This is a genomic window from Kitasatospora sp. NPDC059327, assembly GCF_042752535.1.
Classification (GTDB): Bacteria; Actinomycetota; Actinomycetes; order Streptomycetales; family Streptomycetaceae; genus Kitasatospora.
Window position 1 is genome coordinate 147,915 of the sequence record NZ_JBHYYB010000010.1, and the last position, 15,914, is coordinate 163,828.

General features: G+C 73.3%; 15 protein-coding genes and 1 pseudogene. 10 read left to right on the forward strand and 6 right to left on the reverse strand.

Annotation, left to right across the window (positions count from 1 at the left end):
- The first annotated feature begins 161 nt into the window (after positions 1–161).
- Together ACFXHB_RS09565 and ACFXHB_RS09570 are read left to right on the forward strand one after the other, a co-directional pair.
- Positions 162–848 (forward strand): alpha/beta fold hydrolase, encoded by a 687-nt coding sequence (locus ACFXHB_RS09565; RefSeq protein ID WP_380573314.1) that lies wholly within the window; start codon positions 162–164, stop codon positions 846–848.
- A gap of 52 nt (positions 849–900) precedes the next feature.
- Positions 901–1,749 (forward strand): alpha/beta fold hydrolase, encoded by an 849-nt coding sequence (locus ACFXHB_RS09570; protein WP_380573315.1) that lies wholly within the window; start codon positions 901–903, stop codon positions 1,747–1,749.
- A gap of 199 nt (positions 1,750–1,948) precedes the next feature.
- Here the strand turns inward: ACFXHB_RS09570 and ACFXHB_RS09575 are convergent, their stop codons facing one another.
- The gene (locus ACFXHB_RS09575; protein WP_380573316.1) at positions 1,949–2,575 is read right to left on the reverse strand and encodes a TetR/AcrR family transcriptional regulator C-terminal domain-containing protein; all 627 of its coding nucleotides are present in this window, start codon (positions 2,573–2,575) and stop codon (positions 1,949–1,951) included.
- Between the two features lie 58 nt (positions 2,576–2,633).
- Here ACFXHB_RS09575 and ACFXHB_RS09580 point away from each other — a divergent pair, with 58 nt between their 5' ends.
- The 4 genes from ACFXHB_RS09580 to ACFXHB_RS09595 all read left to right on the forward strand — a co-directional run bounded on the left by ACFXHB_RS09580 (position 2,634) and on the right by ACFXHB_RS09595 (position 7,551).
- Entirely contained in the window at positions 2,634–4,202 is a 1,569-nt protein-coding gene (locus ACFXHB_RS09580) for an FAD-dependent monooxygenase (protein WP_380573318.1), read from the forward strand.
- Positions 4,203–4,271: 69 nt separating this feature from the next.
- Complete coding sequence (locus tag ACFXHB_RS09585; RefSeq protein ID WP_380573319.1) at positions 4,272–5,345, forward strand: fatty acid desaturase family protein; 1,074 nt, start codon at positions 4,272–4,274, stop codon at positions 5,343–5,345.
- 5 nt (positions 5,346–5,350) lie between these two features.
- Entirely contained in the window at positions 5,351–6,562 is a 1,212-nt protein-coding gene (locus ACFXHB_RS09590; RefSeq protein WP_380573331.1) for a glycosyltransferase family 4 protein, read from the forward strand.
- 53 nt (positions 6,563–6,615) lie between these two features.
- Positions 6,616–7,551 (forward strand): alpha/beta fold hydrolase, encoded by a 936-nt coding sequence (locus ACFXHB_RS09595; protein ID WP_380573320.1) that lies wholly within the window; start codon positions 6,616–6,618, stop codon positions 7,549–7,551.
- 267 nt (positions 7,552–7,818) lie between these two features.
- On the opposite strand, the gene ACFXHB_RS09600 is transcribed toward ACFXHB_RS09595, so the two are convergent.
- The 4 genes from ACFXHB_RS09600 to ACFXHB_RS09615 are packed head-to-tail and all read right to left on the reverse strand — an operon-like array spanning position 7,819 to position 12,431.
- Positions 7,819–9,141 (reverse strand): cytochrome P450, encoded by a 1,323-nt coding sequence (locus tag ACFXHB_RS09600; RefSeq protein ID WP_380573322.1) that lies wholly within the window; start codon positions 9,139–9,141, stop codon positions 7,819–7,821.
- The gene (locus ACFXHB_RS09605; protein WP_380573323.1) at positions 9,138–10,121 is read right to left on the reverse strand and encodes a terpene synthase family protein; all 984 of its coding nucleotides are present in this window, start codon (positions 10,119–10,121) and stop codon (positions 9,138–9,140) included. Before ACFXHB_RS09605 ends, ACFXHB_RS09600 begins: the two co-directional genes overlap by 4 nt.
- Positions 10,118–11,008 carry a class I SAM-dependent methyltransferase gene (locus ACFXHB_RS09610; protein WP_380573324.1) on the reverse strand — a complete coding sequence of 297 codons (891 nt, stop codon included), beginning with the start codon at positions 11,006–11,008 and terminating at the stop codon, positions 10,118–10,120. The genes ACFXHB_RS09605 and ACFXHB_RS09610 overlap by 4 nt, the downstream gene beginning before the upstream one ends.
- 19 nt (positions 11,009–11,027) lie before the next feature.
- The gene (locus tag ACFXHB_RS09615) at positions 11,028–12,431 is read right to left on the reverse strand and encodes a protoporphyrinogen/coproporphyrinogen oxidase (RefSeq protein WP_380573325.1); all 1,404 of its coding nucleotides are present in this window, start codon (positions 12,429–12,431) and stop codon (positions 11,028–11,030) included.
- 744 nt (positions 12,432–13,175) lie between these two features.
- On the opposite strand from ACFXHB_RS09615, the gene ACFXHB_RS09620 reads away from it, so the two are divergent.
- From ACFXHB_RS09620 to ACFXHB_RS09635, 4 genes and pseudogenes are all read left to right on the forward strand, one after another.
- On the forward strand, positions 13,176–13,580 hold the full coding sequence (locus ACFXHB_RS09620) for a hypothetical protein (RefSeq protein ID WP_380573326.1): 405 nt from the start codon (positions 13,176–13,178) through the stop codon (positions 13,578–13,580).
- Positions 13,581–13,793: 213 nt separating this feature from the next.
- Positions 13,794–14,207 (forward strand): AAA family ATPase, encoded by a 414-nt coding sequence (locus ACFXHB_RS09625; protein ID WP_380573327.1) that lies wholly within the window; start codon positions 13,794–13,796, stop codon positions 14,205–14,207.
- Positions 14,200–14,283: pseudogene (locus tag ACFXHB_RS09630) on the forward strand (hypothetical protein); the annotation flags it as partial. The gene ACFXHB_RS09625 and the pseudogene ACFXHB_RS09630, both read left to right, overlap by 8 nt.
- A 125-nt stretch (positions 14,284–14,408) precedes the next feature.
- Positions 14,409–14,558 carry a hypothetical protein gene (locus tag ACFXHB_RS09635; protein ID WP_380573332.1) on the forward strand — a complete coding sequence of 50 codons (150 nt, stop codon included), beginning with the start codon at positions 14,409–14,411 and terminating at the stop codon, positions 14,556–14,558.
- 569 nt (positions 14,559–15,127) lie between these two features.
- On the opposite strand, the gene ACFXHB_RS09640 is transcribed toward ACFXHB_RS09635, so the two are convergent.
- Positions 15,128–15,820, reverse strand: a complete 693-nt coding sequence (locus ACFXHB_RS09640) for a hypothetical protein (protein WP_380573328.1) — start codon at positions 15,818–15,820, stop codon at positions 15,128–15,130.
- Positions 15,821–15,914: the final 94 nt, after the last annotated feature.

A 15,914-nucleotide genomic window follows, 5' to 3' on the forward strand; every position in this document is an offset into this window, starting at 1 on the left:
GGGCGGGTCGGCGGGCCAGGCACAACCACGGGCAGAAGTGTCGTGGCGAATCGTCGCCACTCGATGGCACTACGTCAGATGACGGGAGCCGAGCCGGTGTCGGCGCTCGTACCGTCAGGGGTGGGACCGGAGGGCCGGCCCCGCACCTGAGTGGAGGAACGATGGACCAGACCCGCGGCAGTGTCGTACTCGTCCACGGAGGCTTCGTGGACGGCTCCGGGTGGCAGGGCGTCTACGACACGCTGAAGGGCGACGGCTACGACGTGGCCGTCGTCCAGAACCCCACCGTCTCCCTGGAGGGTGACGTGGCCACCACCCGCCGGGTGATCGAGGGGATGCCCGGTCCGGTCACCCTGGTCGGCCACTCCTACGGCGGCGCGGTCATCACCGAGGCCGGCACCCACGAGAAGGTGGCGGCACTGGTCTACATCGCCGCCTTCGCCCCCGACCAGGGCGAATCGGTCGCCACCCTGATCGCCGACCCCGCGCCGGGCGCCCCGGTGCCGCCGATCCTGCCACCGGCCGACGGCTTCCTGCTGCTGGACCGGGATGCGTTCGCCGAGTCCTTCGCCGGCGACCTGTCCGCGGAGCGGGCCCGTTTCATGGCGGACTCCCAGGTCCCCTGGGGCCTTGACGCCCTCAACGGTGCGGTGTCCCGGCCGGCCTGGCGCTTCAAGCCGTCCTGGTACCTGGTCGCCGCCGACGACCGGATGATCCCGCCGCCGGCCCAGCGCGCGATGGCCGAGCGGATCGGTGCCACCACCGTCGAGACCCCTGGCAGCCACTCGGTCTACCTGTCCCAGGTCACGGCCACCGTCGACCTGATCAAGAAGGCCGCGCGCGGCTGACCGGCCCGGCCCGACCGTCCTCCCCCCCCGATCGAACGTGACAAGGAGTCCCATGAGTACGGAGTTTTCCCGCCGCACGATGCTCGCCGCAGGGGCGGCGCTCGCCGGATCGGCCGCGCTGACGGCAGGTGTCGCAGGGAAGGCCGCCGCCGCGGCCCCGAGCGGCGCCGGCGAGAGGCGGCCCCGGGTGAAGCCCACCGTCGTCCTGGTGCACGGCGGCTACGCCGACTCCTCCTGCTGGAACGCCACCATCGGCGAACTGCAGCGCAAGGGCTACCCCACGGTCTGTGGGGCCAACCCGCTGCGCGGCATCCCGACCGACGCCCCGTACATCGCGAGTCTGCTGGACAGCATCGCCGGACCGGTCGTCCTGGTCGCCCACTCCATGGGCGGAACGGTGATCACCAACGCCGCCGCCGGGAAGGCGAACGTCAAGGCCCTGGTGTACGTCGCCGCGTTCGTGCCCGACGTGGGCGAGACGCAGGGCGAGCTGATCGGGAAGTTCCCCGGCAGCGAGGTCCTGCCGGTGAGCGTGCCGGTGCCGTACACCAGGGCCGACGGCACGACCGGGACCGACTTCTACCTGGGCAGGGACGGCCAGGCGGCCTTCGCCGCCGACATCTCCGCTGCCGAGTTCCGGATCCTCCAGGCCACCCAGCGGCCGTTCGACGCCGACTCCTTCACCTTCCCCACGACGGCCGCCGCCTGGCGGACGATCCCGTCCTGGGGCCTGGTCGCCGGCCGGGACAAGGCGATCCCGCCTGCCTGCGAGCGCTGGATGTACGCCCGCGCCGACGCCCGCAAGGTCGTCGAGGTGCCGACCTCCTCGCACGTCGTGATGCTCAGCCACCCCAGGATCGTCGCCGGTCTGATCGACGAGGCCGCCAGGTCCGTCGGCTGACGCCGTCGGCGATCCCCGGCGGGGGGGCGGGCCGCGGCGAAGCGGCGGCGTCCGTCGTGTCACGGTATCGACGGACGCCCGGCCCCGGCCACTGCCGGGAGAGCGTGTGGACGACCCGTCAGCGGGGGCCCCTCCTGACGTTCGGCCTCGCGCTTGTGTTCACCGCCCCGCGAGGCCCCGCCCGGGACACGGCGGCGGATCAGGTGCCCGTGCCGGTCGGCGGCCGGAGGATGCCGGCGAGGCCGTACTCGAAGCGCTCGTCGAAGTTCTCGGGGGCGAGGTGGCCCAGGGTCCGGTGGAGCGCGGGGTGGTCGGTGGGTGAGACGGCGGCGGTCAGGCGTTCGGTCTGGGAGTCCGGTTCGGCGGCTTGCTCCTCCTGGGTGAGGCCGAGGGTGAAGTAGGTGAGCGTCCAGGTGGTCCAGGCGGCCGCGCGCTCGTCCAGGCCGGTCTCCAGAAGGGCGCCGACCAGGGCCTCGGCCACACGCAGGGTATGCGGTTCGGCAGGGTAGGTGCCGGCCACCAGGGCGGCGCCGTCACGGTGGGTCAGCAGGGCCCGGCGGTAGCGGCGGACGATCTCCCGGGCGCGCGGGTCCGGTGCGGCGGGGAGATCGTCGAGGGCGATCCCGCCCATCACGGCGTCCGCCATCAGCTCCAGCAGGCGGGCCTTGGTCTTCACATGCCAGAGCACGGTGTTCATCCGCACGCCGAGGCGGTCGGCGACGGCCCGGGTGGAGAGCGCGTCGAGCCCCTGGTGGTCCAGCAGGTCCAGGGCGGCGCGGACCACGGTGCCGGGGTCGAGGCGGCCGTCCGCTTGCTTCTTGGTCATTGACCTAGTTTACTGCGACTCAAGAGTATTGGTCACTGACCAAGAAAGTGGGGGGCACATGACCGAGCAGCAGGTCGTCGTCGCGGGCGCCGGTCCGGTGGGGCTCTGGCTGGCCGCGGAACTGCGCCTGGGCGGAATCGCCGTCACCGTGGTCGAGCCGCGCACGGCGGTGGACCCGAGGTCCAAGGCGTTGACCGTCCATCCGCGCACCATCGAGGTCCTGGCCTCCCGAGGGGCCGAAGCCCCGTTCCTGGCGGAGGGGCTGAGGATTCCGGGCGGGCATTTCGCGATGCTCGGCACCCGGCTCGACTTCCGGGGCCTGGACACCCCGTACCCGTTCACGCTGGCTCTGCCCCAGGCCCGCACCGAGGAACTGCTCCAGGAACGCGCGCTGCGGCTCGGTGCGCGCGTCCTGCGGGGGCACCGGGTCAGCGGCCACACGGAGAGCGCCGATTCGGTGATCGTTCAAGTGGAAGGCCCTGACGGGCCGTCGGCGCTGACCGCGCGGTACCTCGTCGGTTGCGACGGAGCCCGTAGTACGGTTCGCGCCGCCGCCGGCATCGACCACCCCGGCACACCCTCCACCGTCCTCGGCTGGCTGGGCGACGTCACCCTGGACCGCCCGCCGCACCCGGGCTTCAGCGCCTTCACGCTCCGGGGCGGGGTGATGGTCGCGCCCATGCCCGACGGGCGGTTCCGCGTCGTCGGCGCCAGCCCCGACGGCCTCACCACCGAGTGGCCGGGCGACCTCACCCTGGACGAGCTGAGGGCGAAGACCGTGGCCGTCGCGGGCGAGGACTTCGGGATGCGCGACCCGTCGTGGCTCTCGCGCTTCGGCAACGCCACCCGGCTGGCCTCCGAGTACCGGCGCGGCCGGGTCCTGCTCGCGGGAGACGCGGCCCACCAGCACTTCCCGGCCGGCGGCGTCGGCATGAACGTCGGCATCCAGGACGCGCACAACCTCGGCTGGAAGCTCGTCGCGACCCTCAACGGCCGGGCCCCCGAGGGCCTGTTGGACACCTATCACGCCGAACGTCACCCGGTGGGCGTCGAGCTGGCGGAGCACAGCCGAGCCCAGACCGCCCTGATGACCACCTTCACCCCCGAGGGCCTGGACCTGCGCTCCCTGCTCAGCGGGATGCTCGCCACCCAGCCGGACTTCCACCGCGTGCTGGCCGAACGGCTCACCGCGCTCTCCGTCGCCTACCCGGGCTCCGACCCGTCGGCCCATCCGCTGACCGGCACCCGGGTCGCCGACCCGGCCCTCCTCGGCAACCAGGGCGGGCTCACGCCGAACACGTACCTCCTGCTGGACCTCACGCCCGACGGTGCCCTCGGCGACGGGACCACCTCCGACGGCGCGGCGGCACCCGGCCTCACTGTTCGCCAGGTCTCGCCCGAGCGGCTGCCGGCCGGGTGGGCCGGTGTCCGCGCGGCCCTGGTCCGCCCCGACGGCCACATCGCCTGGGCCGGCACCGAACGGGACGACGCCGCCCTGCTGGCCGCCATGAACGCCGCCGGCCGCCGTTGGGGCTGCGTGCCCTCGCCGGACGACCGGCCGGACCGATTCCACGGCCTGTCACCGAGTGGCGTCCGGACAGCGGCGGTGCGTCTACGGAAAGCTTGAGCCCTCCGGTTCGGGTCCCGCGGTGCGACGTCACGGCCGACCGGAGTACTTCTCGACGAGGACGGTGGTATGACCGGTCGGAACACCTCGGACGTCGGCACGGACCGGCGCAGTGACTTCGGTGAACTCCATCGGCGCATCGCCGACGCCGGCCTGCTGCGGCGGCGACCGGTGTACTACGCGGTCCGGGCCGCGGCGCTGCTGGCCGCGCTGGCGCTGCTCCTGGTGGGGTTCGCGGCGCTCGGTGCGAGCTGGTGGCAGCTGCTCCTCGCACCGCTGTTCGCCTTCGTACTGGGTCAGTTGGCGCTGCTGGGCCACGACGTCGCCCACCGCGCGGTGTTCGCCGACCGCAGGGCGACCGATCTGGCGGGCATCCTGCTGGGGAACCTGCTGGTCGGTATGAGCTACGGGTGGTGGGTGGACGACCACAACCGGCACCACGCGCATCCGAACCGCGAGGGCCACGACCCGGCCGCCGACTCCATCCTCTTCGTCCGCACCGCCGAACAGGCCCGCCGGACCAGGGGGTTGAGACGGTTCGCCGCCCGGCACCAGGCGGCGCTGTTCTTCCCGCTGCTGTCCCTGCAGGCGCTCGGGCTGGCCGTGGCGACCGGGGTGACCCTGGTCCGGGGCCGGATCCGGTACCGGACGCTGGAGCGGACCCTCGCGGTGCTGCACTACGTCCTGTCGGCGGTGCTGCTCGCCGTCGTCCTGTCTCCGCTCCAGGCGCTGGCGTTCGTCGTGCTGTGCGGGTCCCTGCTCGGGGTGTACCTCGGGTGCGTGTTCGCGCCCAACCACAAGGGCATGCCGATGGCCGGTTCGGACGCGGAACGCACCGACTTCCTCCGGCGTCAGGTGCTGCCCTCCCGCAACGTCCGGGCCGGCCGGTTCGTCCACTTCGTGTTCGGCGGCCTCGGTTACCAGATCGAGCACCACCTCTTCCCCGCCATGCCGCCGCCGGCACTGCGACCCGCTTCGCGCATCGTGCGCGCGTACTGCGCGGAGATCGGTGTGGCCTACCGCGAGGCGGGCCCGGTCGACTCGTTCCGGGAGGTGGTCCGGGACCTGGCCGAGGTCGGCCGGTCCGTCCCGGTGGGTACGGTGTCCCGCTCGGCGGTGCCGGGGGCCGGCGGAGCCCGGTGAGCCGGATCCGGTCGGAGCGGGCGGCGGGTGTCGCGGACGCGGCGACTCCCGACGGGAACCGGCTCCGTGTGGTGATCGTCGCCGAGTCCTTCGCGCCACAGGTGAACGGTGTCGCCCACAGTGTGCTCAGGACGGCCGAACACCTGGTGGCCCGGGGGCACACGCCGGTGGTCGTGGCGCCGGAGGCGGGAGCGGGGCGACGGTCCGGGGACGGTGACCCCGTGCGCGGGTACGGCTACGAGGTGGTCCGGGTGCCGTCGGTGCCGCTGCCCGGCTATGCGGAGGTGCGGATCGCGCTCCCGGGGCGGCAGGTGGCCGCGGCCCTCGAACGGCACCGCCCCCATGTGGTGCACCTGGCCGGGCCGTTCGTGCTCGGTGCGGCCGGCCGGTCCGCGGCCGCGCGGGCCGGGATCCCGGTTGTGGCGGTGTTCCAGACGGACCTCGCCGCCTACGCCAGGACGTACCTGGCGCCGGTGGGGGAGGCCGCCTCCCGGCTGGCCTGGTGGCACCTGCGGCGCATTCACGGCGCCGCCGCCAGGACCCTGGCACCGTCCCGTGCCTCCGTGCGCGCCCTGGAGGCGCAGGGCGTTCCCCGGGTCCACCTGTGGCCGCGAGGCGTGGACCACGAGCGGTTCCACCCCCGCCACCGCGACGAGGCCCTGCGCCGGCGCCTCGGCTCCCGGGGCGAGATCCTGGTGGGCTACGTCGGGCGGCTGGCGGCGGAGAAGCAGATCGACCGGCTGGCGGAGGTGTCCCGGCTCCCGGGGGTTCGGCTGGTGGTCGTCGGCGACGGTCCCTGCCGGGCCCGGCTGGAGGCCGCGCTCCCGGCCGCGGTCTTCCTGGGCCGCCGGACCGGGCGCGAACTCGCCCGGCTCTACGCATCGTTCGACGTCTTCGTCCACGCGGGCCCGTTCGAGACCTTCGGCCAGACCCTCCAGGAGGCCATGGCGAGCGGACTGCCCGTCGTCGCCCCGGCGGCCGGCGGCCCGCTGGACCTCGTCAGTCCGGGGCGGACGGGCTTCCTCGTCCCGCCCGGTGCGGACCGGGGCTTCCGGGAGGCCGTGGACGGCCTCGCCCGGAGCCCGGACCTGCGGGTGGCGCTCGGGCGGGCGGGCCGCGCCGCCGTGGCGGCCCGCGGTTGGGAGGCGGTCGGCGACCGGCTCGTCGAGCACTACCGGCTCGCCGCCGCGGAGATTCCCGGGCAGCTGCGCGGATGAGGCGGTCGGCAGGAGACGAGGAGCACGTGGAGACCACCCCGGAAGGACGGACCGTGCGAGAGGCCACCCCGCGACGGACTCCCCTGACACCTCTGACGCGGAGCCTCGCCGAGGAGTACGTCCGCCATGTCGACCCACACGCCGAAACCACCGTGTTCCTGCACGGGTTGGGCGGGTGGACCCACAACTGGGCCAAGCTGATCGAGCTGGTGCGGACCTCCGTGCACTGCCTCGCCCTCGACCTCCCGGGCTTCGGGAGGTCGGCGCCCCCACCGGACGGCGAGGTCACGGTGGAGCGTCAGGCCGCGGCGGTGGCCGACCACCTCGACCGGGGCGGGCACCGCCGCGTGCACCTGGTCGGCAATTCCCTCGGCGGCCTGGTCGCACTCCACCTCGCCGCCCGGCGGCCGGACCTGACACGCAGCCTGACGCTCGTCTCGCCGCTCCTGCCCACCCTCCCGCCGGCGAAGGCCCGCCGGGTCGCCCTGCTCGGCCTGCCGGGCGCCCCTCGGCTCTACGCCCGGCTGTTGGCCACGCACAGCCCGGACCGCCGGCTGGACGACCTCTACCGCCTGATCTACGCGGACCCCGCCCTCGTCGGGGTCGAGCAGCGGGCGGTCGAGGCGCGCGAGCGCCTGCGCCGTGCGGAACTGCCCTATGCGCAGGAGATGCTGGCCGGGGGCGTGCGCGCGGTCGCCCGCGCCTTCCTGGGGCGGGGCGAGTCGTCGGCTTGGCGGCAGGCGCGCCGGGTCGCCGCCCCCACCCTGCTCGTCTACGGACGGGACGACCGCCTCGTCCCCTTCCGCACGGCGCCCCGCGCCTACGGGGCGTTCCGCGACGCCCGCCTCCTCACCCTGCCCGGAGTCGGCCACGTCGCCATGCAGGAGCGGCCCGCCCCGGTGGCCAGGGCACTCCTGGCCCTGGTCGCCGAGGCCGGCCGCGGTCAGGCCAGGCCGAGCCGGGCGGCGATGACGGAGCCCTCCGCGTAGCAGTCGAAGCGCCTGATCCTGCCGTCGACCAGCTCGAACACGGCGCAGCGCGGGGCGTCCATCCGGCGCCCGGTGGACGGGACGGTGCCCGAGGCAGCTCCAGCGGGCCCGGACGGGTGCCCTACAGGCGCGACCGCACGATCACCACGTCGCCGGTGGCGTAGAACCGTTCGAGTTCCCGGCGCACCTTCACGTCATAGGGGGTGCGGGACGGTCGGGGGTGGCGCGTGGGCTTCCCTTCGACGGAGACGTCGGTGGGGCCCGGGGTCAGGGGCCGGGGCGGCGGGTGACGGTCATGGTGACGGGTGAGGGACCGAGTGTGGCGGCCGCGACGGGGCGGGGACTGCTGCCCGGCACCGGGTCGAGGTGCCACCGGCGTGCGACCGCCGCTGTGAGGAGGGTCAGTTCGGCCAGGGCGAAGTCCCCGCCGGGGCAGCCGTGCACGCCGGCGGCGAAGGGGAGGTAGGCACCGTTCGGAGGGGCGGGACGGCGGTCCGGGATCCACCGGTCGGGGTCGAAGGTGTCGGGGGAGCGGTACCACCGGGGGTCCCTGTGCAGGGCATAGGGGCTGTAGAAGACCTGGGCGCCCTGCGGGAGCCGGTGGCCGCCGAGTTCGGTCTCGCCGGTGGTGTGCCGGGGGAAGAGCCAGATCGGTGGGTAGAGCCGGAGCGTCTCGCGCACCACCCGGCCGGTGAGGTTCAGGGCGGGGAGGTCCGTGGCCCGTACCGGGCGGTCGCCGACGGTCCGGTCGATCTCGTCGTGGACCCGGCGGCGGACAGCGGGGTGACGGGCGAGCAGGATGAACGTCCAGGCCGCGGCGGCCGCGCTGGTGTGGGAGCCGCCGATGAGCAGGGAGGTCACGTCGTCGTGGAGTTGGGCGCGGTCGGCACCGCTGGAGAGGCGGGTCAGGGCGGGGGTGTCCGGTTCCGCGTCGACGAGGGAGTCCACGACCGCGTGGATGTCGGCGAGGGCGGAGCGGTAGCGCCGTCGTTCGGGGCCGGGCCAGTGGTCGAGGAGGGCGGCGGCGGGCCCGTAGGCCCTGAGGCCCAGTCCGGTCACCACGGTGGGCAGGGCGTGGTGGACGGTGCGCGCGAACCCCTCCGGCAGCGGGCGGCCGAAGAGCGTCGCCGCCACGACGTTCAGGGCCAGCTCGGCCGTCACGGTGTTGAGGTCCAGGCGTTCGCCGTGCCGGAGGGAGCCGGACATGGCCTCGGCGAGTCCGGCCATGGTGCCCAGGTACCCGGGGAGACGGGCCGTGCTCAACAGCGGCTGGACGGCGCGTCGGCGGTTCCGGTGGTGGGTGCCGTCGGCCACGGCGACGCCCGTGCCGAACAGGGGTCGCGCCTTGGCGAAGATCCCGCCGCGGTCGAAGCGTCCGCCGGGGCCGGTGAGCAGGGCCAGGACGAGGTCGGGGTGGTTGAGGAGGTAGGCGGGCCGGCGGCCGATGCGGAACTCGACCACGTCGCCGTGCGCCCGCTGGGCGTCGAGGAAGGCGAGCGGTGCCCGGGCGAGCCGCAGGGCGTGCCCGACGAGTGGAAGACCGCCGGAGACCCGGGCGGGGCGGCCGCCGGCCGGACCGGGCGTCGTCATGACGCCTCCGCTTGCGGAGTGGCGGGCGGGGCGTCGTACCGGGGCGTGCGCAGGCCCCATTCCAGGTGGCCGCGGGCCCACTCGACGAGGGCGTCGGCGCAGCGGTCGGCGTGTTGTCGGAGGCGGGGCGGGGTGTCGAGGAGCCAGGTGAGCGAGGAGAGGTCGTGCCGGGCCCGCTGGTGGGTGAGCAGGCACTCCTCGCACGCCTGTGCCACGAGGCGGGCGGCGGTGCGCCGGTCGAGGTCGCGGTGGTGGGCGGTGACCAGGACCAGGTTGTGGGGGTCGTCCCGGGCGGCCTCCTTCTCCACCGTCATGAGGTCGTTGGTCCAGCACACCAGGTTCGCCGCCGCGGTGAGCGCCTCCTGGTAGGGGCGGGAGTGGTGGAGGGAGGGGGGAAGCCAGTCGGACTCCGTCCGCTCCACCAGGTCGAAGGAGGGGAGGATCGCCCCGAACTCCCGGCGCCGGACCACGAACGCGTCCAGCTCCGGGGTCTGGCCGGCCTGCCGGTGGGCGGCCTGCCACACACAGGCCGAGAGGTAGTCGGCGATGTGGCGGCGGAACCTCAGCTGCCAGGAGTCGGGCATGCCGTGGGAGGCCTGGTCGATGATGTCGGTCAGGGCCCGGCCCATGGGTGAGGCGGCCGTACGGGCGCCGGCGGCCACTCCCATCAGTTCGGTGAGGTGCCCGTCGAGGCGGTCCGCGTCGCGCCCGAGGTCGCTCTCGTCGATCCGGTCGTCGAGGAGGAACAGCCAGGCCATCCAGCGCGCCACCAGCGCGCACTCCGCGGCGTCGGCCCGGGGGTGGCACCAGGCCGCCAGCAGGCCGGGACGGATCCGGGCGAGGCCCAGGGATTCCTCCGCCGTCTCGCAGAGGCCGGTGCTCCCGACCCACCGGAGGGCGTCCGCGTCGGCCGCCTCGGCGTGGGGCGCGCACCGCACGGGCACCGCCCAGACGGCCGAGCCCATCAGCGCTTCGATCATCCTGCGGTCCTCGTTTCCGGGTGCGGCTGCGGCTGCGGCTGGGGCTGGGGCTGGGGCTGCGCGTGCGGGGACGGTGGTCGGACGCCCCACATCGCGATCATCGCGTGGGCGGTGTCGACGAAGCCGGGCCGGCCGATATGGGCGAGCGCCTGGGTGCCCTCGGCCTCGGAGAGCACGCCTTCCCTCGCCATGGCCGTCAGGAGGTCGGCGACGGACAGCGCCCAGGCCCGTCCGGCCGCGTTCGTCGCGGTGAGCGTCGGGCAGTGCGTCCGCATGCCCACCTCGACCAGGCCCGTGCCCGCCAGGGGGGCGGGGAAGGAACGGGCCCAGGCCCCCACGTCGCTGCCGAGCACCGCGGCGAGGGTGGCGGTGACGGCCTCACCGAGGCGTCGGACGATCGGATCCGGAGAGGAGGCGGCGGGGAAGAACGACGGGTCCTCGATGTACAGGCGGCCGCCCGGTTTGAGCCACGACACCATGCGTGCCGGAAGCCCGGTCCGGGTGGGCAGGTGACACAGCACGCTGCGCGCGACGATCAGGTCGAAGGAACCGGGCGGGAACCCCTGGCTCCGCACGTCGTGCCGCAGCACCCGCAGGGCCGGGTGCCGCAGGCGGCCCAGGAACCGCAGGTCGGTGTCGGTGGCCGTCACCTCGCCGTCCGGACACCGGTCCGCCAGCCACAGGGCCAGGCTCCCTCCGCCGGCCCCGATCTCCAGGCAGCGCGCCCCGGGCGGAAGGTCCCACCGGGCCAGGTCGGCCGTCGTCGCCGGATCGCACAGATCGCCCAGGGAATCGAGGCGTTCCGTCTGCGCGGGGTGGGAGAACGAGAACACCTCCGCCCCGTACGACGACGGGGGGCCGTGCGCGACCGAGGGATCGTTCGCCATGCGGTCCTTCCCTTCCGGATCAGAGCGCCACGTCGGCCGCCGCGGCGGTGGGAGGGAGGCCGAGAACGCGGCGCGCGGCCCGCTCCCCGGTGGCGAGGGCGGCGTTGGTGGTGCTGTAGGAGAAATAGTCGCCGGCCAGCTGGACGGGGGAGTCGCCGTCCAGGCTCGCGGTGAAGGCGGCGAGGTCCCGGTAACCGCCGGCGGGGCGGGCGATCACGGCGTTCTCCCAGCGTTGGACGACGGCCATCTCGCGATAGCTGTCGATGTGCGCGGCGAGGTCCGGCATCACCTGGCCGAGCGCCGCACGCGCGTCGACGATCACGGTGTCGTCGTCGGCGGCCATCCTGGTGGCGTTCCAGTGGTGTCGGAAGATCAGGGTGACCAGGCCCCGGCCGGTCGGGGCCCGTCCGGGCCCCAGGTTGTGTTCGTACAGCACGATGCAGAGGTCGGGGTGTTCCCGGCGGGGAACCGCGACGCCCAGGGCCGTCTCGACGGGCGGGAGGCTCAGCCCGAAGGTCACGTGCACATCGCTGGTGTAGCGCACCCCGGCCAGGTGGCCGCGCTGGTCCCGGTCGAGGCCGGTGACGATCCGTGCCGCGGCCCGGGCGGGGACGGCCACGACACAGGCGCGGGCCCGTTCCGTGCGGACCTCGCCGTCCCGCTCCCACACCACCACGGCCTCGTCGCCCTCCCGGCGGACCTCGGTGACCTGTGCGCGCAGTTCGACCCGGGTACCGGGGGAGCGCATGACGGGAGTGTCGAGGAGGTATTCGGGGAGACGCCCCGTGCCCCCGTCGAAGGTGAAGCTCGCCGCTCCGAACGTGCCCCACATGACGCAGAGGGCCCCGACCGCGGCGACCTCCTCGGCCGGCGCGAGGAACTGACTGCCGCACAACGGCTCCACCAGGTAGTCCAGGAGCTCACGGTCGAGTCGGCGCAGCGCGTACTCCCGAGCGTTCTCCCGGTCCAGCTCCGCGGCTCGGGACATGTCCTCCCAGCGCAGTCGTCGCCGGGCCGCCGCGAGGTCGCGCAGCAGATTGACGGCCCTGAACTTGGCGCGCCACCCGAGCAGCCCGGTCCGCAGCAGGCCGGAGCTGCGGACCAGGGACAGGCGGTGGACGCGACCGGCGCGCAGCACCCCCAGCTCGTCCGAGCAGGGGAGCATCCGCCCGGTGAGCCCGGCGTCGTCCAGCAGTCCGATCATCGAGGCGTAGTTGTGCGAGAGCCAACTCGCGCCACGGTCGACACGGTAGAGAGCGTCTCCGACCCGGACCTCGCGGGCGGACATCCGCCCCCCGACGTGCTCCTCCCTTTCGAGTAGCGTCACTCTCCGGCCCGCTCGGCACAGTCGGAACGCGGCGGTCGTCCCCGCGATCCCGGCACCGACGACGATCACATGGTCGGTGCGAGGTTCTTCCACCATCCGGCGCTCCTCGGACGTTCGGGCTGACGGCGACACGGAACGCTCCACCACGGGTGACCACTCGGAGCGTGCCTGCGGGCGGGGATTCGAAGCTGCGGCACGGGATCCGCGTGACCCCAGTACCAGCCTCGCGTCCTGCGATGCCACACCGATTGACGCTGGGCCGGTCCTCGGGACGGGAGTCAGGCTGCCCCTGCGGCGGGAGCCGAAACGACTCAGGTGCCCACGGGCCGAGAACGTCTTGAAATGCTCGCGACAAGACTGGAAGGCTCCCTCGGCCGACGCGGCGGTACGGGAAACCCGGCCACGGCCGGATCGCGGTGGGCCGGATCGCGGTGGGCCGGGGCCAGGTGGTGGTGCCCGGCTGCGCCTGGTCCTCGTCCTGGTCGCCCCGCCAAGCCCGGTGTCGGGCCCTGGTGGGTGTCGTCGTGGGCGGCCTCGCGGCTGGTGACCCGTCTCGCCGAAGTGACCAGGCTCAGCGTGGCTTCACCGATGGGTGATCAGGACGCACCGCCCTTGGACGGTCTGGACAGTGCTTGCGGGGCGCTGGACGATTGCGCGAGGAGTATGCGGCCGTGCAGGGCGGGGGATGCGATGAGTGCGGACAACAGGCGGCCTTGGGATCGTCCGGAGGACGAAGGGCTCCCGGCGGGTGACTCCGGCGGCGGTGGGGACCGGCCCGGACACCCCGGGCCAGGTCCTCTGCGTGAGGAGGGCATGCCCCCGCTGGTACGGAGGTTGCGTGTGCTGATGACGGTCCTTGGTGCCGCTCAGGCAGTGTCCGGGCTGTTCCTGGTCACCAATAGCCTCTCGGTGGCCATATCGGTCTGGGGTAATGACGGGGTCTCGCAGCACTGCTGCCGGACGCAGGGTGAAGCGCATGCCGGACTCGTCTCCTTTGCCGGTGTTCTCCTGCTGGCGATGGCTGCTTGGGGGATCTTCACCGCTCTACAGTTTCCTACCCGGAAGCCCAATGTGAGGGTCTCCGCTCGCGCCTACGGCTGGGCAGCACTCGGCCTCGCCCTGCCGCTCCTGCTGGTGCTTCGATTCTTCGGCCTTCTGCTGCTGGTGGTGGCCGTCGTGGCCCTTGTCTGGCCGAACGAGGAGGAAGTCCGAGCCTGGTTCAAGGGCGAGCGGACCACGCCCTGAGCTGCGCATCCCGCGTGCCGGCGGGCTCCTTCCGCCCGGAGTGCTCGACTGCGACAAGTCAGTGCCGGCGGGGCGCTGCGTCAGTGTCAGGTCCCAGGTCGAGTCGAGCAGTTCTCAGATCCTGTGGATGACGACGTGGCTGGATGAGCGGTCCGGGTTCTTGTCGTCCTGCGGTGGCGGTCGGCAACTGGCCGGGCACGCGAGGCCGGGCTCATGTTGATCGCGATGGCCGGGCTGCCCGGGGCGGGGACGAGCTCGATCGCCGAGGGGCTGGGGCGGCAGCTGTCCGCTCCCGTGGTGTCGGTGGATCCGATCGAGGCCGCGATGTGGCGTGCCGGGGCGGCACACGGTCAGCCGACCGGCCTTGCCGCGTATGCCGTCGCCGAGGCCGTGGCCGACGGTGTGCTGGTTCCGGGCCAGACGGTGATCGTCGATGCGGTCAACGCGGTGGAGGAGGCGCGGGCGCAGTGGCGGTCGCTGGCGTCTCGTCGTGGCGTGCCGGTGGTGTTCGTCCAGGTGGTGTGTTCGGATCCGGCGGTGCATCGCCGGCTGGCAGGCCCTCCGCGGGGACCGGACACTCCTCGGACCGGCCATCGAGGAGGTCCTCCGCTTCGACACCATCGCTGACGTCGGACTGCCCCGCCTGGCCGTGGCCGACGTGACCATCGGGGCGACGATGATCAGGGCCGGGGAAGCGGTCGTTCCGTCCCACGCGCACGCCGGACGCGACCCTGCCGTCGTCGGACGGCCCCACACCTTCGACACGCCCGCCCGCCGAGCCCCCTCGCCTTCGGACACGGCCCCCATCGCTGCATCGGCGCCGACCTGGTGCTGCTGGAACTACGGGCCGCGCTCGGCGCACTGGCCGACCACGTACCGCGCCTGCGTCTCGCGGAGCCGGCCACCGCGCTCCCCTTCCCCGGCGGGAACCTGACCGGCGGAGTCAGCCGCCTGCCCGTCCACACCCACGCCCCGTGATCCACGTCGACGGGGGCGCCCGCCCGTTCCCGCCGCCCGCGGCCTCGTCCATAAAGCGTCTGTCCTGTGGGGCGCCGGGCCGGCGCCCCACCCTTCCGTGGAACGGTGACGCTCGGCCCGGCCCGGTGTCGACAAGCTCACCCGTCGCACGGACGGGCGGCGCCGAACCCCATGATCCCTGGCTCTTCCCGGGCCTGCGTGCCGTCAGCCAGTTGATCAAACTGAGCTGGCCCCGCGGGAAGGCATCCTCACCCTGACCGGACCACTGGCCGATCTGATCGACGACCACGTGACCGCCGTCCACTGCCAGACACAGGCCCGACGCTCTGACGGCAACCCCCACCTCAACCTGCCCACCCTCTGGTCCGCGCCAGCCGAGTCCGACCAGTGCGCAGCCCTCCTTCTGGCTGCCCGAACACTCCGACTCGTTTGGACTTAGACAATCCCGAGCTGGACAGGAGGCCCTCCCGTCATGCACGAACCGGCTGGAGATCACCCGACCGAGTCGCATCAATCGAACCGATGTCCACCATGATCAGTACGACAACGGCTTCTGACACCCGATCGCATCAGGAGTGGCCAGGCGCGGTGATCGCGGCGAGCTCAGTCAGCCAGATGCCGTCGACGACTGTGGGTAGGGTGGCGTCGGGTGACGTTGCTTCCAGGCCGCGGGCGATGGCCGATCCGATTGTGGCCATCGCGTCCGCGCCCACCAGGTCGGGTAGCTCGCTCGCAGCCTGCTCCAGCAGCGTCATGGCGTCGCGCCAACTGTGTGACAGCACTTCATAGAACGTGCTCAGCGCGACGGCGGGCTCGCTCGCCAGCACAGCCGCGAACAGGCGAGCCATGTCGCCAGTCCTGCAGTTGGCTCGACGAAAGAGCAGCGTGGAATTCACCAGCGGGCTGAGGAGCGGCGATGTGGCAAGGACGGCCAGCGCTTCTTGGCCCCTCAGAGTGTCGCTGTCGACGGACGCGATCACATGGTCGGCGAGCTCGCGGAGTTTGCTCTGGAGATCAGGCCTGGCGTCGGCGGCGAACACCAGCAGTCCGGATACGGCCGACGGCGGCGTGCCGCCGTCCAGTAGCTGCCGGGCACGCTGTTCGAATGCCGAGCCCGTGCCAGCCCCGGTGGTGAGGGCCTCAACGGCGGCTGCGTACAGGGGATTCGTGATCCTCGCCTCCGCCGCGCGCGAGGAGTGCCCCGGAAGCATGCGTGAGGCCCGGAACTCGTGAAATGCCCCAGCCGCCTGGGTGATGGCCACTAGTGTCCTGCGCCGGAGATCCGTCGGCAGAATCGGGCGAGTGAGTCGAGGATCTCGTCGGCGGTCTTGGTCCAGGTGAACGGTGTGGGGTCCT